We start from the raw sequence: 20,675 nt of genomic DNA, 5'->3' as shown, positions 1-20,675 counted from the left end.
TAATATTATTGAATGAAAGGAATTTATAGTGTATTAGGCCTGGTATATATGGTCACGACTTCATTCTATCTTTCGCCGGGGAAGGCAGTAAAGAATGAGAATGTCAATACAGCAAAAATTGTAAGAGTAGCAGACACGAAATCTGAGAAGACCGCTGGTACAGCATCTTCGTCAGAAGAATTGTACAAATCAATTCCATTTGACCCTGAACATGAGCTGAATTACGAGGTTTTCGCAAAAGCATTAACAGGTTTTGAAAATTTAAAAAAAGCAGGATTGCTTAGCCAGGACTCGCATTTATTGACTATCTGCGATTTTTCTATGTCTTCGAATACAAAAAGGCTTTGGGTAATTGATACCAATGAGAAAAAGGTACTGTTCAATTCACTGGTAGCACACGGAAAAAATACAGGCGAAGAATTTGCGTCGAATTTTTCTAATACGGAAAGTTCGCTGCAGAGCAGCTTAGGATTTTATATCACAGATGCTACTTACCAGGGAGACAACGGATATTCGTTGAAATTGTTGGGGATGGATAAAGGTTTTAATGATGCGGCCTACAGAAGAGCTATCGTGATGCATGGAGCAGATTATGTAAGTGATGAATTTGCATCAGCGCACAAAAGAATCGGAAGAAGCTGGGGATGTCCCGCGGTACCGAGAGCATTAACACAGCCGATCATTAATACGATAAAAGGACGAAACTGTCTTTTCATCTATTATCCGGATCAGAATTATTTGTCTTCTTCAGAGTGGCTGAAGTCATAATGATCTGAAATGGAAGATTCTTCAGAATTTGTTTCTGCCGTAAGGCTGACGAATAATCCCGATGGAACATGTACGTTCGAAAAAGGGAGAATTCCGACGCTAAAACCAATGAATACAACCACTTTTTGGATAAGCAATACCGTTGAAGAATGGGAGAAAGTAACCCATCCGGCTCCAAGAAGGCAATATGTTGTAACATTAAAGGGAAATATAAAATTCAGGGTAAGTGACGGTTCTACGTTTCTTATTGAGCCGGGAATCATTTTGCTCGCTGAAGATATTAAAGGAGAAGGACACAGCTGGGATATAATAGGAGGTGAGAAATGGGAAAGGCTTTATATTCCGATTGCTGATCATGCAGAGGATTATTTTATTGCTGATACCAGATAGGAAATTTATTTCATTATTGGGAGCAGTTATAAAATGGAAAAGCAGTCAATTTTGACTGCTTTTTTTATTTAATTTAGCTAAACTTCTTAAAAACCAGAGTAGCATTATGCCCTCCGAATCCGAAAGCATTGCTTAAGGCAAAATTAATATCCTTTTCTTTAGCTTCTCCGAAAACAATATTCACATCTTTTGGAATGTTCTCATCAATACTGTGAAGATTGATTGTAGGAGGAATAATTCCTTTTTCTACAGCTTTAATGGAAAGGATAGCCTCAGCAGCGCTGGCAGCACCTAGTAAATGCCCTGTCATGGATTTTGTAGCACTGATATCAAGATTTTTATTTCCTCCGAATAATGTACTGATTGCTTTCAATTCTACCAGATCTCCAAGCGGAGTAGAAGTAGCATGTGGATTTAGATAATCAAGATCTTCAATATTGGCACCAGCTTCTTTCATAGCCAGCTGCATGGCTTTAATGGCACTGATTCCCTCCGGATGAGGTGCTGTCATATGATAAGCATCAGCAGTCATAGCGGCACCAGCCAGCTCAGCATAAATTTTAGCACCTCTTGCTTTAGCGTGCTCATATTCTTCAAGGATCAATGCGCCGGCACCTTCGCCCATCACAAAACCATCTCTGTCTGCATCATAAGGGCGGCTTGCTGTGGCGAAATCATCATTTCTGGTAGACATCGCTTTCATAATTGAAAACCCGCCTATAGAAGCAGGTGTTATCGCTGCTTCAGAACCACCACTGATAATTACTTTTGCTTTTCCAAGACGGATATAGTTGAACGCATCCATCAATGCGGTGTTTCCTGTTGCACAGGCTGAAATGGTTGTATAATTGATTCCCTGCAGTCCGAATTTCATAGAGATCATTCCTGAAGCCATATTGGCAATAAATTTAGGAACAAAGAAAGGATTGAATTTTGGTGTTCCGTCTCCGTCTGCAAAATTCATAACCTCAGTTTCAAATGTGATCATGCCGCCTTGTCCGGTTCCCCAGATCACACCCGTGTCGAATGGGTCCATTTTCTCGAATTCGAGCCCCGAATCCTGAATTGCTTCAGTAGAAGCATACATTGCATATTGTGAAAATAGGTCACTTCTTTTTATTTCATTATGGGTCAGGTATACTTTCGGATCAAAGTTTTTCACTTCACAGGCGAAGTGCACTTTAAATTTCTCTGAATCAAAATGAGTAATTATACCTGCTCCACTGACACCGTTAATGCTATTTTGCCAAAAATCTTCGACATTGTTCCCCAAAGGCGTTACCGCGCCCAGTCCTGTAATGACAACTCTTTTCATACTTAGTTATTAATTTTGAATAGATTAGAGGTTCCCCTGGCAATCAGTCTTGTTTTGTCTGCGTTCCATATTTCGCATTGTGCATTGACAAACTGCCTGCCTCTTTTTATAATTTTCGTTTCGGCTACAATATTATCATTTTCTTTTGCAGTTGAAAAATAATCGATCACATTATTGATGGTTGTTACAAAAGAATTTTCATTCAGGGAGAACATAGTAGCCCCAATAATGTCGTCAACAATGGCTGCCGTTACACCGCCATGAAGGTTTCCGATCGGGTTCAGCCATTCCGGTCTTACGGTATATTGGAATTCAAGATGTCCTTCTTCTGCAGAAACTACAATAGGATTGAGCCATTTCATAAACGGTGATGGCGATTGGTCAAATTCCTTTCCAATGAATTGCTGCAGTTGTGTTAATCTGTCCATATTTTTCTTTTTACTTTTCTAAAATCATAGTTACACCCTGTCCGCGCGCAGCGCAAATAGAGATGAACCCTTTTCCGCGGCCCTTTTCGTGAAGGAGTTTTGCTAAGGTGCCGATTATTCTTCCACCCGTAGCTGCAAAAGGGTGTGCTGCCGCAAGGCTTCCGCCTTTTACATTCAGTTTATCCCTGTCAATTTTCCCCAGTGCTTTTTCCAGTCCGAATTTTTTAGCAAGATCGTCATTTTCCCAAATCTTAATGGTGGCAAGAACCTGTGCGGCAAAAGCTTCATGGATTTCATAATAATCAAAATCTTCCAGGCTCATTCCTGCTTTTTTAAGCATTCTGTCTGCTGCAAAAACAGGGGCAAGAAGCAGATTTTGTTTGTTTTCTACATACTCAATTCCTGCCACTTCTGAGAAAGTAATGTAGGCTAAAACAGGAAGGCCATTGGCATTGGCCCATTCTTCACTGGCCAGAAGTACAGAAGAAGCGCCGTCTGTAAAAGGAGTTGAATTTCCGGCAGTCAGAGTTCCGTTCTCTTTATCAAAAGCAGGCTTCAGCTGTGAAAGTTTTTCAAGGCTGGTGTCTCTGCGAAGATTATTGTCTTTATCTAATCCGAATGCGGGAATAATCATATCATCAAAAAAACCTTCATCATAAGCTTTGGCCATATTCTGGTGGCTTTTGAATGCCAATTCATCCTGTTCTTCACGGGAAATCTGATAATATTTTGCTGTAATTTCCGTATGTCCGCCCATTACCAGACCTGTTTTCGGTTCCTGACCTTTATAAGGAACAGGCATCCAGTCTTTCAGCTTTGGAGTGAGCAGCTGTTTAAGCTTTCCGAAGGGTGACTTTTCTTTATTGGCTTTTAACAGGGCTTTTCTTAATCTTGGTGCTGATTCAAACGGAATATTACTCATCGCTTCAACGCCACAGGCAATTCCACTTTCTATCTGTCCCAACGCAATTTTATTTCCAATGTATACGGCTGCCTCAATTCCAGTATCACAGGCTTGCTGAAGATCACATGCTGGAGTAGCAGGATCAAGCGCAGTATTCATCACTGTTTCTCTGATGAGGTTGCTCTCTGAAATATGTTTGATAACAGCACCTCCAGCTACTTCGCCTAGGAGTTTCCCCTGTAAATGATATTTGTTAATCAGTCCGTTCAGAGACGCTTCCAGAAGCTCTTGGTTATCCAGGTCTGCATAGGCTGTATTAATTCTGGCAAAAGGAATTCTGCTGTATCCTACAATGGCCACTTTTTTTGTTTCCATATTGAAAAGTTTTATGATGGAAGTGTTTTTAGCTCTTTATCAATCATGAATAATATTCTGTCTAAAGCCAGGTTTAAGTATTTTTTATTTTCTGTTGTTTTAGAAAGAAGAATTCCGCCCTCAACGAGCATAATGAAGAGCGATCCGTATTCATCAGCATCTATATCTTCATGAATTTCCCCGGTTTTCTGTCCCTCAACAATGATGGCAGTTATTTTTTTGATCCAGCCTTCAAACGATTGGGTAACCTGTTTCTTCAGGCTGGGAAAAGTATCATCGGCCTCGGTGGCGGCATTCATCAGAGGACAGCCGCCATTTTCAAAGACTGCTTTCCAGTTTTTCCGGTAAAAATTGACAAAGGCATTTAATTTATCAATGGTAGTTGGAAATTCATCTCCTAAAGATCTGGCCATATTTTTTGATAAAAGACTTGAGTTGTATTTGTAAACTTCAAGTGCGACCTGATCCTTATTGTCAAAGTTTCCGTAGATACTGCCTTTGGTAAGGCCTGTAGCTTCCGTAATGTCAGATAAAGATGTAGACAGATAACCCTTGGTATTGAACAAAGAAGCTGTTTTCTCAATAATAAACTGTTTGGTCTTTTCTGCTTTTGACATTTTAAGTATTTAGTATACTGCAAATATACATAAAATATACCGATTGGTATATTTTGTTTTAAAATTGTGTACTTTACTTCAAATATGCTCCTGAAAAGGCTCTGCCACAAAAGGAACAAAAGTTTTAAGACACTTAAGTTAATCTAAAGTTTAAAATCATTGTGCTAAAGAAGATCACTTAAGTTTTTTGAAAATCTTTGATTTTCATGATCTATTGAAGTCTAATAAAAAATCTGTGTAATCTGTGTGATCTGTGGGAAACACTTTTCTGCTTAATTTGAGAATTTCAGATAAAATGTTTTCACCAAAAAAATAAACCATTAAGATCTTTTAAGCAGTAAGATTAATTAAGAATCCGCCAGCGGATAGAAGCAGTTTACTTAAAAATATTGTTTGATATTCTTAACCTTCCTTAATCACTTAAAAAAATCTTAATGGTTCAATAAGAATTTTGCTGTTATTGAGCTAAAGTAGCACTCAAAGTAATTTCGAAATTGAAAGCTGCACTTACAGGACAACCTTCTTCTGCAATTTTAGCATATTTTTGGAATTCCTCTTCTGAAAGTCCCGGAACTTTTGCGGTAAGAGTGAGTTCAGATTTTGTGATTTTTCCAACGCTTGGATCTAGGGTGATCACAGAGGTTGTTTTTAATTCTTCAGGAGTAAAACCAGCCTGGGAAAGCTCGGCACTCAGTTTCATCGTAAAACATCCTGCATGTGCTGCCGCCAATAATTCTTCGGGATTTGTCCCTACTCCGTCTGCGAAACGGCTGTTGAAAGAATACTGTGTTTCGTTTAATGTTGTGCTTTGAGTAGTTAAGTGTCCTTTACCTTCTTTGATGTTACCGTTCCAAACGGCTGTTGCGTTACGTCTCATAATGTTTGTTTTGTTGTTGTTTTAATATGTTGTTTTGATGATACAAAGATAGAGCGGTTGTAAACCGGATTCAATGGATAAAAAGCCTTAAATATTGTACTTTTTTCCCGACAAGTAATTTTTGAAACTTTATCATGATAGAATCTATACTACATTTATAGTTCCGAAATTAAAAAGTATTTTAATGTCATATCTGAATTGAGTTCTGCTGATGGGCTTTAGATTTTTATAGTGGCTTCCAAAAATAACCGTCGCCTCATATAATTTAGCTAAAGATACAAAAAGGCGTTTTGACATTATCAACAGAATACATCTATTATTTAAAAGCATTATTGTTATTTATAATAGACACTAATTTAAATTCTAATTTACTTTTTTTATTAAAAATAAAGAAAAAATAAAAATTATATATTAATTGATTGGTTTTTTATCAAATTTGTAAAAAGTTCTGTATTGAATAATAACTTTAATTTTTTCAAAGATTAGATGAGCAAGCTAGAAAATATTTTGAGAGAAATAACTCCATTATCTCCCGAGGACAGCTTTCTTGTGTTCGACCGGATAAAAGCATCTTTTGATTTTCCGTATCATTATCATCCGGAGATCGAGATCAATTTTATCAGCAAAGGAAAGGGTTACCGCCGTATGATAGGTGATCACACCGGAGAAATAGGTGACATTGAACTGGTGTTGGTGGGTCCCAATCTGCCGCATTGCTGGGCCAACCATAAGTGTAAAAACCGGAAAACCCATGAGATTACGGTGCAGTTCAACCAGGATTTTTTTAATCAGTCCATGATGGATAAAAATATTCTGAAACCTATCAGCAACCTGATGAAGGAGTCAATCCGGGGAATTTTATTTTCACAGGAAACGGCAGAAAAGCTTAAAGATTCTTTTTTCAACTTATCCAAAATGAACAGTTTTGAATCTTTTATTGAGATCATGAAAATTCTTAATGAACTGGCCATTGCCGAAGACAAGACATTGTTATCCTCTTACAGTATAGAGCTTGAAACCTTTGCTGATAATGATAAAATGAAGATAGTTCATGATTTTGTGCATAAGAATTTTGAAAGCAAAATAACACTCCATGATGCAGCATCACTTATCAATATGAGCAGCGTAACTTTCAACAGGTTCATCAAGAAAAGAACAGGCAAAACCTTTGTGAATTATCTGAATGAAATCAGGATCAGCTATGCGGCAAGATGGCTCATGGAGAAAAATCTGACGGTTTTTGAGACTGCATTTGAAGCCGGTTTTAATAATATTGCCAATTTCAATAAAGTTTTCAAGTCTATTAAAAAAACAACCCCTACAGAATTTAAAGAGCTTTTTAAGGGGGTGAAGAAAATCGAATAATCTTTTTGGATTAAACAAATTCGCCTTGGGATCGTGATATCCGGATAGTTACTATCCGGTTTTTTTATGGATGTCAGATTTATTTTAATCAAAATATGCTGAAAAAGCATTATATAATTGTTGAAAATTATATGCTTGAAATTATGATATCATGCTGAAAATCAGCGAGTAATTTAATTATCTAGAAAACAGGTGAAAAAATAATATCGTTTTATGATAAAATAGTATTATATCAGGCTGTGAACAAAATTTAGATTTGTTAATGTGAATTAAATCTTAACAAAACTTTAATTATTTGATGCAAATGTTGCTGAAAAAATGAAGATAAATATCATTTTGAAATGCATACAATATTTAAAGCAATGTAGTTGATTCTCAAATAAATCTTAATAAAACTAACCTTATGAGAAAAACTGTTATACCGGTTTTATTAGCTATTTCTTTATCTGCTTACGCACAGGAAACAAAAACGGCAGATACTGCTAAAACAACCAAAATTGAAGAAGTGGTGGTGACCTCTTTGGGGATTAAAAGGCAGGCTCGCTCCCTTACTTACTCTAGTCAGCAAATAGGAGGAGATGAACTTACAGAAGTAAAAACGCCCAATCTTTTAAACTCTATTAACGGGAAAGTTTCCAATGTACAGATTAATAAAACCAATGGTGGTGTCGGAGGTTCCGTAAGAATCACCATGAGAGGTGACAAATCCACAAGAAATAGCCAACCTTTGTACGTTATTGATGGAGTTCCTATCGTCAATAATACAGGTATTACAGGAACAGGAGGTCCAAACGTAGATTATTTTTCAGGAATGCCAGACACTGGAGATGTTTTAAGCACAATAAATCCTGAAGATATAGAAAGCATCAACTTTTTGAAGGGTGCTTCTGCGGCGGCCTTGTATGGATCGCAAGGAAGTAATGGTGCGGTTTTGATTGTGACGAAAAAAGGAGTTGCAGGAAGGAGCAGTATTTCGTTTTCATCCAGCATTACTTTCGATGATGTTTACAATTTACCAAAATTACAAAACAGTTATTTACAGTCAACCCCTTATAATGCAGCTACCGGAGCTACAGGTACTTATGATAGCTGGGGCGCAAAAGGAGCTTCTAAAGATTATGTGAAAAATTTTTTCGACACAGGAATTACAAGGATCAATAGTTTGAGTTTCCAGGCAGGGAATGAAAAAACAACTAATTTTTTCTCTTTGGGGAGTACCAATAATACCGGTGTAATCCCAACTTCTACATTTGATCAATATAATATTAACTATAGAAATTCCAGTAAATTTCTTAACGATAAACTGACATTGGATGCCAACGTAATGGCTTCTTTGCAGAATTCAAAAAATAGATTAACACCGGGTTCTTACTTCTCGCCAATTAGCAATTTATATTGGTTGCCAAGAGGAATCGATTTTGATCAATTCAGTGGAGATAACTATACCTATTTTAACAACACCCGTTTTTTACCTGCACAAAACTGGTGGGCAATCAGGCCGGATGGTGGTTTTGAGGATAGTGAAACCCAAAATCCTTATTGGATTCTCAACAAAAACCCTGTTACGACCAAAAATAAAAATTTCTACGGATCTGCAAGTTTAAGTTATGCCTTAAACAGTTGGTTAACTGCAAAATTAAGAGGGAATTATAATTATTATAATTCTGACACACAGCGTAATATTTATGCGTTTTCTAATAATACTGTGAGTGGTATCAATGGAAAATTATCAAAAAACACCATTGAGAAAACCACAACGTATAGTGACTTTATCTTAGCGGGTAGCCCAAAAATCAGTGATAATTTAAGTTTTGATTTTACGGTTGGAACAAGTATTTCTGATCTTAAATATACAATTACCAATATAGAAAACAACAGATTATTTACTGCCAATCTTTTTACTTTAAATAACCTCGCTTGGAATGGTGAAGGGAATGGCTACAAAATTGACACCCCGCATCGACAAGATCAGTCGGTTTTTGCAAGTGCCAATTTTGGATACAAAAGATTATTGTATTTAGATCTTACGTATAGAGTCGATTGGTCTTCTACATTATCAAAAGCCCCTAAAAATAATTTTGATTATTATTCCGCAGGTCTTAACTCTATTTTAAGTGATGTTTTCAAGCTTCCTGAAGCTATTAACTTTTGGAAAGTAAGAGCATCATACGCAACTGTGGGGAATGCTTTAGATCCTACATCTACAAATCCACAACCTATTTTTAATGGTGGTGTAATTACAGGATCTTATAGCTCAGCACCTGTTGATATTGTAAACTTTCCACAATTTGCCTATCTGTTTCCACAACCGGAAATGAATAAAACGTTTGAAGCGGGAACAGAATTCAGGTTGTTTAATAATAGATTGAGTTTCGATTTTACGTACTATAATTCAAATGTATCCAATCAATATCTAAAAAATGTAAGTACAGGAGGCAGTATATATGGTACCAATCTGGCAGGAATTGACATCAGTGCAGGAAAAATTCAGAATACTGGTTTCGAATCCAGTTTGTCTTATAAAGTATTTGATTCTAAGAAATTTGGTTGGACGGTTGCTGTAAATGCTTCTGCAAATAAAAATAAAATAAAAGAAGTATTCCCAATCGGTTTCTACACAGGAAGTGGTGATGTAAAACCGTTTTTCTTGACTGGTGGTGGCTACAACGGAATTAAAGTAGGTGGTTCTTTCGGAGATATTTACGGAACTGCTTTCTTAAGAGATGCACAAGGAAGGATTGTTGTCACTGCAGACGGAGTCCCGCAATTGGCTGAAGACAGACAAACGTTTTTAGGAAATCCAAATCCTAAATTTATGTTAGGCTTTAATAACACATTTAATATCGGAAAAGTAAATATTAATTTCCTGATTGATGGTAAATTCGGGGGTAAAGTACTGGGGATTACACAGGCTTTGAATGACAAAAAAGGAGTAAGCCAAGTTTCTGCAGATGCCCGAGACAATGGAGGCGTTTCTATTGCCAATGCAGCATATGCAAATGGAACGGCATACACAGGAAAAACAGATGCAAGAGCATATTATGATGTAGTCGGAGGTTCAGGAGGTATTAATGAAGCGTATATGTATAATGCAACAAATGTAAGATTAAGACAGGCTTCTATTTCTTATCAATTCAGTATAAACGGTAAATATTTCAAAGATGCAACACTAAGCTTGATCGGCACCAATTTATTCTTCCTATACAACAAAGCACCATTCGATCCGGAACAGGTGTCTGGTGTAAATCCGGGTGGAGTTGGAGTAGATATTCTTGGTATGCCGGTTACCCGTTCGATAGGTTTCTCAGTAAAAGCAAACTTTTAATACAATAATAATGAAAAATAAATATTTTAAAATATTAATGTTGGGTACAATAGGACTTTTACCCTTATTGAACTGTACCGGCAATTTTGAAGAAATAGATTCTGAATACAATGGGGTTTATGACGAACAGCTTTTGGCAGATTTCGCATTGCTTACCAATCCTTTAAGACAGATACAAAGCAATTTGCAAAATCCTCAAAACTGGATTTATCAATTGCAAACTAATTTAAATGCAGATATGTACAGTGGTTTTTTCAGTACAGCAACACGTTATAATGGAGGAATAAACAATACCACATATTTTATGATGGATGGCTGGAACGAAAGAATTATGCTTAATCAATTGGAAGATGTTAATCAGCAATACAAAAATTTCAAATTAAATGCTCCGAAATATTATCCAGGAATAGATTTTTCTCAATCTTTAGCGGTTCTTAATATTTCAAGAATTTTGGCTGCACAAAAAGTTTCAGATGCTCACGGGCCGGTAATTTACAGCAAATTTGAAACACCCGGTGCCAATGGTATTACAGATTTTGACTCTCAACAAGATGCCTATAATCATTTCGTTACCGATCTTAATGCAGCGATTGTTGCATTACAAAAACCAATTGGAGTAGAAGATAAAGCGGTGATTTCTAAATCTGACCTGGTTTTTGGAGGGAATACTGCTAATTGGGCAAAGCTGGCCAACTCTCTGAAACTGAGATATGCCATCAGAATCAGCTATGCAGATCCTGCAAAAGCAAAACAATATGCAGAAGAAGCACTTGCGTCATCTGCCGGATTAATCGATGACGCTTCAGAAAATGCTTTGGTTTCTTATGGAAAGGCTTCTCCATTATTTGATATTATTTATTCTTGGGGTGATTGTAAAATCGGAGCCCCTTTAATGGCATACATGAATGGTTATAATGATCCGAGAATTTCCTTATATGCACAGCCTGCAACCGATGCAGGTGTATTAAACCAATATGTGGGAGTAAGGCAAGGTGTGGATTTGAGTCCAGGTTACGGAAGCTACTCAAAGGCAGCAGCTATTTCTGCTAATGGAGATTACTTTTCTGGCTCAAATGGTAAAAGCAAAATTTTTACTGCTGCTGAAGCATGGTTCTTGAAAGCAGAAGCTGCTATAAGAGGCTATGCGGGTGCTGGTGATGCAGGAACCAATTATAATAAGGGAATTTCTGTGTCTTTAGAAGAATGGGGAAAGGCTGGAGGCTATGATGCCTATGTAAATAATTCTACCTCTACAGAAGCACCTTATATAGATCCCAAAAATCATTCTAACGATATTTTGGCGGGAAACCCACAGCTAAGTACAATTACCATAAAATGGAATGCCACAGATTCTTTTGAAAGAAAATTAGAAAGAATTATGACCCAAAAATGGATTGCGCTTTATCCTGATGGGGCAGAAGCATGGGCAGAACAAAGAAGGACGGGCTACCCGATCATCTTCAAAAATGTATTGAATGATAGCCAGGGAACGATAAGCACTGATGCTATGATCAGAAGAATCCCTATTCCATCAAAATACCGTAACAGTACTTTGAACTATGCACAAGCTGTCCAATTACTTGGAGGCCCCGATACAGGCGGAACCAAATTATGGTGGGATAAAAAGTAATAATTTTAAGCAGATCAATTATAAAGATAAAGAGGCCGTCTCAAAAGTTAGATTTAATTTTTTCATTTCGGCAGAAGAGATATCGGATAAACACTTGTTTTAAAGATTCTTCAATTTTAGTTTCGTTTCAATTCGGAATGATGCTTTTGAGAGGCCTTCTTTTCTTTACTATTTTATTTGAATATGGGAAACAACAGCTCTGAAATTCGCTCGGTAAAACCGATTTTTTGGATATCAACATTATATTTTGCAATGGGAATTCCCTTTGTAACCATTAATGCGGTCTCCGGAATCATGTACAAAGACATGGGAATTTCAGATTCTAAGATCACCTTCTGGACAGCGCTGATTATGTTTTCCTGGACCTTAAAACCTCTTTGGAGCCCGTTTCTTGAGATTTATAAAACAAAAAAATTCTTTGTAGTGGCCACCCAATTTGCAATAGGAGTTCTGTTTGCTTTGATTGTGCTAAGCTTGCCGATGCCTGATTTTTTCAAATACAGCATTGCCCTTTTTGCAGTTGTTGCCTTTTGTGGGGCAACACATGATATTGCTGCAGATGGTACCTATATCAATTTTTTGACCAATAAAGAGCAGGCAAAATATATCGGATGGCAGGGAGCTTTTTATAACCTTGCTAAAATCATCAGCAGTGGCGTTCTGGTCTATTTCGCGGGAGTTCTGGAGAAAACCAAAGGAGTCACCAATGCCTGGATGATCATCATGGGAATTTATGGTCTTTTGTTTTTTGCCCTGGCTTTGTACCATTATGCTGTTTTACCGAAAGAAAATAAGCAGGAAAAAGAAAGCAGAAAAGCAGGAAATGTCCGTAAAGAATTACTGGAAGTCATTACTTCCTTCTTCAAAAAGAAAAATATCATATGGGCAGTACTGTTCATTATACTGTACCGTTTTGCAGAAGGGTTTGCCATAAAGATTGCGCCCTTGTTTTTCAAAGCCCCGAGAACTTCAGGCGGCCTTGGATTATCCACATCGGATATTGGGCTTATTTATGGGACTTACGGTTCAGCGGCATTTATCTTAGGATCTGTATTGGCCGGTTATTTTATTGCTGCCAGAGGACTGAAAAAATCACTAATCTGGCTGTGCTCTGCTTTTAATATTCCATTTATAGTATATGCATTATTGGCTTATTTTCAACCAACAGAACTGCTTCCGGTAGGCCTTGCCGTGGTCGTAGAATATTTTGGCTATGGATTCGGTTTTGTAGGGCTGATGCTTTACATCATGCAGCAGATCGCACCGGGTGAACATAAAACTGCTCACTACGCTTTTGCAACCGGGATTATGAATCTTGGGGTAATGATTCCCGGGATGTTCAGCGGGATGATCAGTGATTGGGTAGGTTACAAAATGTTTTTTATCTGGGTACTTATTGCTACCATACCTGCTTTTGTCGTGACCCTTTTGGTTCCGTTTTCATATCCTGAAAAACTAAAAGAACACTAAATCATTTTATTAAATACATTAAATAAAAAAGTAAAAATACTTTATGACATTTCAACCAGCAAAGATCCCTTGGCAGGATCGTCCGGAAGATAGCCGTGATATCATGTGGCGTTACTCTGCAAATCCGATTATCAACAGATATGCAATACCTACGTCCAACAGCATTTTTAACAGTGCGGTGGTTCCTTTTGAAGATGGGTTCGCGGGAGTTTTCCGTTGCGATAACAAAGCAGTGCAGATGAATATTTTTGCAGGTTTCAGTAAAGATGGGATCAATTGGGAGATCAATCATGACCCAATTGATATGAAAGCCGGAAATACAGAAATGATAGAATCGGATTATAAATATGATCCCCGTGTTGCCTTTATAGAAGACCGATATTGGATCACATGGTGTAACGGATACCATGGGCCGACTATCGGAATTGCCTATACTTTTGATTTTAAGGAATTCTTTCAGTGCGAAAATGCATTCCTTCCCTTCAACAGAAACGGGGTTCTTTTCCCTGAGAAAATAAACGGTAAATATGCTATGCTGAGCAGACCCAGCGATAACGGGCATACGCCTTTCGGAGATATCTATATCAGCTACAGTCCGGATATGAAATACTGGGGCGAGCACCGTTGCGTGATGAAGGTGGCGCCGTTTGAAGACAGTGCATGGCAATGTACAAAAATAGGGGCAGGACCTGTTCCGATTAAAACGGATGAAGGGTGGCTGCTTTTTTATCACGGGGTGATCAATACCTGCAGAGGGTTCCGTTATTCTATGGGAGCATCACTGCTTGATCTTGAAGATCCGTCAAAAGTATTGCACAGAACGAAACCTTATTTACTGGCTCCGGCAGAATTGTATGAACTTACGGGAGATATTCCTAATGTGGTTTTCCCGTGTGCTGCCCTTTCAGAAGGAGATAAGGTAACTGTATATTATGGAGCAGCGGATACCGTTGTGGCCATTGCGTTTGGATATATTTCTGAAATTATTGATTTTATGAAAAAGAATTCGCTGTAAGCGGATTCAAAATATAAATAATATACCGATCACTGCTTGTTGAAATCATTGTTTCGGTTTTTATATTGTTAAATAAACTCCTATCTTGAGAAATTTTTAAGATTTCCCTATTATGATTATGAAAAAAGAACTGCTTATATTTTTATCAATGATCCTGTTTTTTCATGTGGGAAATGCCCAGCAACGGAAGGATGATGTTCTTTCATGGGTAGATCCTTTCATCGGAACAGGAGGACACGGCCATACATTTCCCGGAGCGACTACGCCTTTTGGAATGATCCAGCTCAGTCCGGATCAGAATACCAAGAGCGGTGACTGGGATTGGTGTTCAGGGTACCATTACAGCAGCAAAACTATCATGGGATTCAGTCATAATCACCTTAGTGGGACAGGCTGGGCAGATTTAGGGGATATTTTGGTGATGCCAACCGTTGGAAAAATAAAAATGCTTCCAGGTTCAGAAGACAAACCGGAAAGTGGCTACCGGTCGACATTCAGTCATGAAAAAGAAACGGCTTCACCGGGATATTATTCCGTGATGTTGGACAGCTACGGAATTAAAGCCGAGCTGACCGCTTCTCCGAGAGTAGGTTTCCATAAATATACCTTCCCAAAGAGTGAAGAATCCAATGTCATCATTGATCCTACCAATAAAATTTTCGGGAATATTTACCATACGCTGGTAAGCATAGAAGGAAACAATAAGATCAAAGGATATTGCTACAGCAACGGCTGGGGCGGAAAACGTTTTGCTTATTTCGTGATGGAATTTTCAAAACCTTTTAAATCCTATGGAACTTATTCTGAAGGAAAAATAAAAGAAAACGAAAAAATAGCGCTTGCTAAAGATGCTAAAGCTTTCGTGAGATTTTCAACAGAGGAGAATGAAAGCATCGAAGTAAAAGTTTCCTTATCTCCTGTAAGTACGGAAGGTGCTCAGGAAAACTTTGATGCCGAAGCTAAAAACGTAGATTTTGCAAAAGCTAAAGAAACGGCTCAGAATACCTGGAGAGATCTAATAAACAGATTCCAGGTGACCGGCGGTACGGATGACCAGAGAAAAATCTTCTATACCGGAGTATACCACACCTTCATTGCTCCTAATCTGTATATGGATACTAACGGAGATTATGTAGCTGCTCAGGAAAATATGAATACCAAATGGTTTACCAACTACAGTACGTATTCCTATTGGGACGGATTCAGGGCGACACATCCTTTGCTGACCATTATGGATCAGAAGCATACAAAAGAATTTGCCAACTCACTGATCAGCAGGTATACAGACCGTAAAGATCACATGCCGATCTGGGAATTGTGCGGTTATGATAACTTCTGTATGCTAGGATATCATAGTGTATCGGTAATCTGGGATGCTATTTCCAAAGGCGTACCGGGTATCGATCAGGAGAAAGCATTTGCAGCAATGAAAGATGCTTCCTTAACGGACAAAATGAGCAGCAGCGATGGTGGCGGGGGTCTTAATGATTATATCAAGTTAGGCTACACGCCATCCGAAAACGGTGCTTCAGTTTCAGCAACGCTGGAATATGCGTATGACGATTGGTGTATTCAGCAGCTTGCCGAAAAATTAGGTAAAAAAGACGAAGCGGAAGTGTATAAGAAACGTTCTATGAGCTTTCTTAATACCTTTAACAAAGAAAATAATCATTTCTGGCCAAAACAGAAAAACGGAGAATTCCTTCCGAATTTTACTTTGAACGACTGGAAAAAACTTCAGCCCCACTGGGTTTCCGGAAATATCTGGGCTTATGATTTCTTTGTTCCCCATAAGATCGATGAAATGATGAACTTATATGGCGGAAAAAAAGGTTTTGAAGAAAAATTAGATAGAACTTTTACCGAAGAACTTAAGATGATTGGTGAGCAGCATGTAGATATTTCAGGATTCATCGGTTCTCTGGGATTTGGTGATGAGCCGGGACACCATGTTCCATACCTGTACAACTATGCGGGAGCTCCTTACAAAACCCAGAAAATGGTCAAATTCATCCGGGATAATATGTACGCGGCAAAACCGGACGGGATTGTCAACAACGAAGATTGCGGCCAGATGTCTGCGTGGTATATTTTCTCTTCATTAGGATTCTATCCGGTGACTCCCGGAAAGCCTGTATATGCTATTGGTGCACCACAGTTTCCCAAAGTATCCTTAAAGCTGGAAAATGGAAAAACCTTCACAGTAATAGCGGATAAGGTATCAGATAAAAACATTTATGTTCAGAAAATATTCCTGAACGGAAAAGAGTTCAAAAGCTGGGAAATTAATCACAGTGATATTATGAATGGTGGTGAACTGAAATTTGTAATGGGAAGTAAGCCTGTAAAATAAATCAAAAATATAACGAAATATTAAAAGTATAATGGAAAGGAGAAAATTTATAAAGACAAGTGCAATAGCAGGAGCGGGATTACTGTTTACTCAAAATGTTTTTGCTAAAACGTTGAGCATGGAAGATTTTCCTGTGGTCCGCGTTCCGAAAAATAAAAGACATTTTACCAGTGACGCGGTAGAGAATGCCATCACAGCTTTTAAAAAGAAAGTGAAGAATAAAGAACTGTCGTGGCTCTTTGAAAACTGCTTTCCCAATACTTTAGATACCACCGTTTTTTATAAAGAAATTAATGGAAATCCTGATACATACGTTATTACAGGAGATATAGATGCCATGTGGCTTCGCGACAGCTCAGCACAGGTTTTCCCCTACCTGCAGTTTTCTAAGAAAGACGAGAAATTACATAAACTCATCTCCGGAGTGATTCACAAGCAGACAGAATTCATTCTGAAAGACCCTTATGCCAATGCTTTTTATAATGATAATAATAAGATAAGCAAATGGAAAGAATACGATCATACCGACATGAAACCCGGGATCCACGAAAGAAAATGGGAAATAGATTCACTTTGTTATCCTATTCGTTTGGCTTACCATTTCTGGAAAACAACAGGAGATATAAAACCTTTTGATAACAATTGGTTACAGGGAATCAAACTGACTTTACAAACTTTCGTAGAACAACAGAGAAAAACAGACCTAGGCCCTTACAAATTCGAGCGTACAACAGCATGGGCCACAGACGGGATTCCGATGGGTGGTTATGGTTATCCGACAAACCCCGTAGGATTGATCAATTCTATGTTCCGTCCTAGTGATGATGCTACGATCTATGCTTTCCTGATCCCTTCCAATTTATTTGCTGTAGTAAGCTTACGCCAGGCGGCAGAAATGGTGTCACAGATCAAAAACGAAAAAACCTTGACCCGGCAATTAAATAGCCTGGCAGATGAGGTAGATGCAGCCATCAAGAAATATGGAATCTATGACCATCCTGAGTACGGAAAGATTTATGCCTTTGAGACCAACGGATTCGGCAGTTATAATTTAATGGATGATGCCAACTGTCCAAGCCTTCTGGGCCTTCCTTATCTGGACGCTGTAAAAGCTGATGATCCGGTTTATATAAATACCAGAAATTATGTCTGGTCAGAAGATAATCCGTTCTTTTTCAAAGGAAAACTGGCAGAAGGAATCGGCGGTCCGCACATCGGTCTTGATATGATCTGGCCAATGAGCATCATTATGAAAGCCCTTACGACAAAAGACAGAAAGGAAATCAAATGGTGTATAGACACTTTACAGAAAACCCATGGAGGAACAGGCTTTATGCATGAGTCCTTCCATAAAGACAATGATAAGAAATTCACCAGAGAATGGTTTGCGTGGGCCAATACGCTGTTTGGAGAACTGTTATGGGAGACCTTTAACAAGAACCCTGACCTGCTGACTTAAGGTTTGCCGTATAACACCAAATACAAAACGTAATGGAAAAGAACAAAACTTTTACGCCCGTAGAACAATCATTTATAAATAATGTTCCACGCAACAATAAGGTAAATGTTCCCTATATCGTTGTAGATAATTTTCCGGATTTAGGAATGCTTACAGCACTACGCTTCCTGGAATGGGTTCATGAAAACCCAACCGGAGTCATCAGTCTTCCTACAGGTAAAACGCCGGAATATTTTATTTTCTGGACCAAACATATCCTTGAAAACTGGCAAAACGAAAGAATCCTTGAACTGAGGAAGAAACACGGATTAATTTTTCAGGATAAACCTTCACTGGCAGATCTTTATTTTGTTCAGATTGATGAATTTTATCCTATAAAGTCATCCCAGGCGAATAGCTTTTACCATTACGTGAATAAGTATTATATCGAAGGTTTTGGACTGAAACGTGAAAATGCACTGCTCATCAATTCCAATGAAATTCCTTTAGCAGAGAGCAAGAGTTTTAAGGAAGTTTTCCCGGATAATAAAGTAAACCTTGAGCTGAGATACCGTGAAGCCCGAAATCCTTTGGAAAAACTACAGAAAGAATCGATTTTCTTAATTGATAACTGGTGCTCAGAATATGAGCAGAAAATCCGTGGATTGGGAGGGATAGGCTTTTTTCTGGGAGGAATAGGCCCCGATGGCCATATTGCCTTCAATATCAAAGGTTCCGATCCTTACTCTACCACCCGGCTTACGGCCACCAATTTCGAAACCCAGGCTGTCGCGGCAGGAGATCTCGGAGGGATTGAAATTTCAAAGGAAAGGATGGTGATTACCATTGGTTTGGAAACCATTACCTATAACAAAGATGCCGTAGCCATTATTTTCGCGGCAGGAGAAGCAAAGGCTCCTGTGATAAAAAATGCTCTTGAGCTTCCGCCATCCAACATATATCCGGCCTCTGTTCTTGCAGGGCTCCAGAATGGAAGATTCTATATTACACTGGGAGCGGCAAGTATGCTGAATGATTATATTGATGATTACTACCGTTCCGGCAGCTGGTCACAGGAAAAAACAGACAAAGCCGTCATGTCCCTGACACGGAAGCTGAATAAATATGCGGAACATCTAACATTGGATGATCTCAGAGAAGATCAGTATACACAGCTTATTCCCGGCCTTGGAGAACATACCGTTCAATCTGTCATTGATTCCATTAACGGAAAAATCAAAAAAGGAACAGAAAGGCTCAGCAGCGAAGTTTTTTACCATACAGGACCGCATCACGATGATATTTCTTTAGGATTGCTGCCTTATATCCACTATCAGTCGCGTAATGAGACCAATGCATCCCATTATTCGGTTCTTACTTCAGGATTTACGGCGGTCACTAATAAGTTTCTCATAAAAATTCTGAATGATGCACTTTATTTTGTGAAGAAAGACGAAATAGAAATGCTTCAGTACGCCGATTTTTTTGAGGCAGGATATAAAAATAAAAAAGATAAAGACGTCTACCATTACCTGATCAATATTGCCTCCGGAAGTGCTTACGAAAGATCGAGAGCCGTTTCCCACAGAGTGGTAAGGAATATTGTTGAGCTCTGGAATCTCAAAAACAGACAGGATATGGAAACCAGGATCAGTGAAATCATCACTGCCGTGAATTTCAGTTATGACGGACAAAATCCTGAGCCAAAGATCCAGACTTTAAAAGGAATGATTCGTGAATATGAAGAAGAGCTGGTATGGGCACACTTTGGAGTGAGAACCAAAAATGTTCATCATCTGAGACTGGGATTTTATACCGGTGCGATTTTTACGGAGAAACCCAACCGGGAAAGAGATGTTATCCCGATCCTCAAACAGCTGCGGGAGATAAATCCTACCGTAATCAGCCTGGCATTTGATCCCGAAGGCAGCGGTCCTGACACCCATTACAAAGTTCTGCAGGCCATAGCCGAAGCAGTAAGGGAATGGGGCAAAGAAAAAGATCTTTCAAATATTAAAATCTGGGGGTACAGAAATGTTTGGTACCAGTTTAATGCAGCGGATGTCACCCATATTTTCCCTGTATCGCTGAATGCCATGAGTACGATGGATGAAAGCTTTACTAACAGTTACATGAGCCAGGTGGATGCTTCGTTCCCAAGTTATCGTTATGATGGGAAATTCAGTCATCTTTCCATTCAGACGTGGGTAGAACAACTGAAAGATGTTCAGCTGGTTTTAGGGAAACCTTATTTCTACGATAATGAAAGTCCGCGTCTCAGGGCAACACATGGCCTGCTCTTTTTTAAAGAAATGGATGTGAAAGAATTTTTGAAATCTGCCCGTGAACTGGAAAAGTCAACGGAAGGAGCATTCTAGCCCGGATGTATATTGCAAATTTAAATT

At 38.5% G+C, this 20,675-nt stretch carries 15 protein-coding genes; 10 read left to right on the top strand and 5 right to left on the bottom strand.

Annotated features, from left to right (window positions below; translation table 11 throughout):
• The first annotated feature begins 12 nt into the window (after nt 1-12).
• Together DRF60_RS00970 and DRF60_RS00965 are read left to right on the top strand one after the other, a co-directional pair.
• Complete coding sequence (locus tag DRF60_RS00970) at nt 13-768, top strand: murein L,D-transpeptidase catalytic domain family protein (protein ID WP_116010257.1); 756 nt, start codon at nt 13-15, stop codon at nt 766-768.
• Nucleotides 769-777: 9 nt separating this feature from the next.
• Nucleotides 778-1,158 (top strand): cupin domain-containing protein, encoded by a 381-nt coding sequence (locus DRF60_RS00965; protein WP_116010256.1) that lies wholly within the window; start codon nt 778-780, stop codon nt 1,156-1,158.
• 73 nt (nt 1,159-1,231) lie between these two features.
• On the opposite strand, the gene fabF is transcribed toward DRF60_RS00965, so the two are convergent.
• From fabF to DRF60_RS00940, 5 genes are all read right to left on the bottom strand, one after another.
• On the bottom strand, nt 1,232-2,473 hold the full coding sequence (fabF, locus tag DRF60_RS00960) for a beta-ketoacyl-ACP synthase II (RefSeq protein ID WP_116010255.1): 1,242 nt from the start codon (nt 2,471-2,473) through the stop codon (nt 1,232-1,234).
• 2 nt (nt 2,474-2,475) lie between these two features.
• On the bottom strand, nt 2,476-2,901 hold the full coding sequence (locus DRF60_RS00955) for a PaaI family thioesterase (RefSeq protein WP_116010254.1): 426 nt from the start codon (nt 2,899-2,901) through the stop codon (nt 2,476-2,478).
• A 10-nt stretch (nt 2,902-2,911) separates the two neighbouring features.
• Nucleotides 2,912-4,180: an acetyl-CoA C-acetyltransferase gene (locus tag DRF60_RS00950; protein ID WP_116010253.1), complete on the bottom strand. Its 1,269-nt coding sequence runs from the start codon at nt 4,178-4,180 to the stop codon at nt 2,912-2,914.
• Nucleotides 4,181-4,191: 11 nt separating this feature from the next.
• The gene (locus DRF60_RS00945) at nt 4,192-4,797 is read right to left on the bottom strand and encodes a TetR/AcrR family transcriptional regulator (RefSeq protein ID WP_116010252.1); all 606 of its coding nucleotides are present in this window, start codon (nt 4,795-4,797) and stop codon (nt 4,192-4,194) included.
• Between the two features lie 457 nt (nt 4,798-5,254).
• Nucleotides 5,255-5,674, bottom strand: a complete 420-nt coding sequence (locus tag DRF60_RS00940) for an OsmC family protein (RefSeq protein WP_116010251.1) — start codon at nt 5,672-5,674, stop codon at nt 5,255-5,257.
• A 486-nt stretch (nt 5,675-6,160) separates the two neighbouring features.
• Between DRF60_RS00940 and DRF60_RS00935 the strand changes: the two genes are divergently transcribed.
• The 8 genes from DRF60_RS00935 to DRF60_RS00900 all read left to right on the top strand — a co-directional run bounded on the left by DRF60_RS00935 (nt 6,161) and on the right by DRF60_RS00900 (nt 20,648).
• Complete coding sequence (locus DRF60_RS00935) at nt 6,161-7,039, top strand: AraC family transcriptional regulator (protein ID WP_116010250.1); 879 nt, start codon at nt 6,161-6,163, stop codon at nt 7,037-7,039.
• 403 nt (nt 7,040-7,442) lie between these two features.
• Nucleotides 7,443-10,364 (top strand): SusC/RagA family TonB-linked outer membrane protein, encoded by a 2,922-nt coding sequence (locus DRF60_RS00930; protein WP_185144561.1) that lies wholly within the window; start codon nt 7,443-7,445, stop codon nt 10,362-10,364.
• A 10-nt stretch (nt 10,365-10,374) separates the two neighbouring features.
• On the top strand, nt 10,375-11,994 hold the full coding sequence (locus DRF60_RS00925; protein ID WP_116010249.1) for a SusD/RagB family nutrient-binding outer membrane lipoprotein: 1,620 nt from the start codon (nt 10,375-10,377) through the stop codon (nt 11,992-11,994).
• 183 nt (nt 11,995-12,177) lie between these two features.
• Nucleotides 12,178-13,464 carry an MFS transporter gene (locus tag DRF60_RS00920; protein WP_116010248.1) on the top strand — a complete coding sequence of 429 codons (1,287 nt, stop codon included), beginning with the start codon at nt 12,178-12,180 and terminating at the stop codon, nt 13,462-13,464.
• A gap of 43 nt (nt 13,465-13,507) precedes the next feature.
• Entirely contained in the window at nt 13,508-14,479 is a 972-nt protein-coding gene (locus DRF60_RS00915; RefSeq protein ID WP_116010247.1) for a glycoside hydrolase family 130 protein, read from the top strand.
• A 118-nt stretch (nt 14,480-14,597) separates the two neighbouring features.
• Nucleotides 14,598-16,832 (top strand): GH92 family glycosyl hydrolase, encoded by a 2,235-nt coding sequence (locus DRF60_RS00910; protein WP_116010525.1) that lies wholly within the window; start codon nt 14,598-14,600, stop codon nt 16,830-16,832.
• 31 nt (nt 16,833-16,863) lie between these two features.
• On the top strand, nt 16,864-18,291 hold the full coding sequence (locus DRF60_RS00905) for a glycoside hydrolase family 125 protein (RefSeq protein WP_116010246.1): 1,428 nt from the start codon (nt 16,864-16,866) through the stop codon (nt 18,289-18,291).
• A gap of 32 nt (nt 18,292-18,323) precedes the next feature.
• Entirely contained in the window at nt 18,324-20,648 is a 2,325-nt protein-coding gene (locus tag DRF60_RS00900) for a PIG-L family deacetylase (RefSeq protein WP_116010245.1), read from the top strand.
• The last annotated feature ends 27 nt before the right edge of the window (nt 20,649-20,675 follow it).

Origin of the sequence: Chryseobacterium elymi, assembly GCF_003385495.1 — a bacterium.
GTDB classification, from domain to species: Bacteria; Bacteroidota; Bacteroidia; order Flavobacteriales; family Weeksellaceae; genus Chryseobacterium; species Chryseobacterium elymi.
This window is presented reverse-complemented; position numbering and strand designations above follow the sequence as displayed.

Bases quoted from the DNA above. Each gene is read 5' to 3' on its own strand.
- DRF60_RS00970 (WP_116010257.1), top strand. From the start codon at position 13: ATGAAAGGAATTTATAGTGTATTAGGCCTGGTATATATGGTCACGACT.
- DRF60_RS00965 (WP_116010256.1), top strand. From the start codon at position 778: ATGGAAGATTCTTCAGAATTTGTTTCTGCCGTAAGGCTGACGAATAAT.
- fabF (WP_116010255.1), bottom strand. From the start codon at position 2,473: ATGAAAAGAGTTGTCATTACAGGACTGGGCGCGGTAACGCCTTTGGGG.
- DRF60_RS00955 (WP_116010254.1), bottom strand. From the start codon at position 2,901: ATGGACAGATTAACACAACTGCAGCAATTCATTGGAAAGGAATTTGAC.
- DRF60_RS00950 (WP_116010253.1), bottom strand. From the start codon at position 4,180: ATGGAAACAAAAAAAGTGGCCATTGTAGGATACAGCAGAATTCCTTTT.
- DRF60_RS00945 (WP_116010252.1), bottom strand. From the start codon at position 4,797: ATGTCAAAAGCAGAAAAGACCAAACAGTTTATTATTGAGAAAACAGCT.
- DRF60_RS00940 (WP_116010251.1), bottom strand. From the start codon at position 5,674: ATGAGACGTAACGCAACAGCCGTTTGGAACGGTAACATCAAAGAAGGT.
- DRF60_RS00935 (WP_116010250.1), top strand. From the start codon at position 6,161: ATGAGCAAGCTAGAAAATATTTTGAGAGAAATAACTCCATTATCTCCC.
- DRF60_RS00930 (WP_185144561.1), top strand. From the start codon at position 7,443: ATGAGAAAAACTGTTATACCGGTTTTATTAGCTATTTCTTTATCTGCT.
- DRF60_RS00925 (WP_116010249.1), top strand. From the start codon at position 10,375: ATGAAAAATAAATATTTTAAAATATTAATGTTGGGTACAATAGGACTT.
- DRF60_RS00920 (WP_116010248.1), top strand. From the start codon at position 12,178: ATGGGAAACAACAGCTCTGAAATTCGCTCGGTAAAACCGATTTTTTGG.
- DRF60_RS00915 (WP_116010247.1), top strand. From the start codon at position 13,508: ATGACATTTCAACCAGCAAAGATCCCTTGGCAGGATCGTCCGGAAGAT.
- DRF60_RS00910 (WP_116010525.1), top strand. From the start codon at position 14,598: ATGAAAAAAGAACTGCTTATATTTTTATCAATGATCCTGTTTTTTCAT.
- DRF60_RS00905 (WP_116010246.1), top strand. From the start codon at position 16,864: ATGGAAAGGAGAAAATTTATAAAGACAAGTGCAATAGCAGGAGCGGGA.
- DRF60_RS00900 (WP_116010245.1), top strand. From the start codon at position 18,324: ATGGAAAAGAACAAAACTTTTACGCCCGTAGAACAATCATTTATAAAT.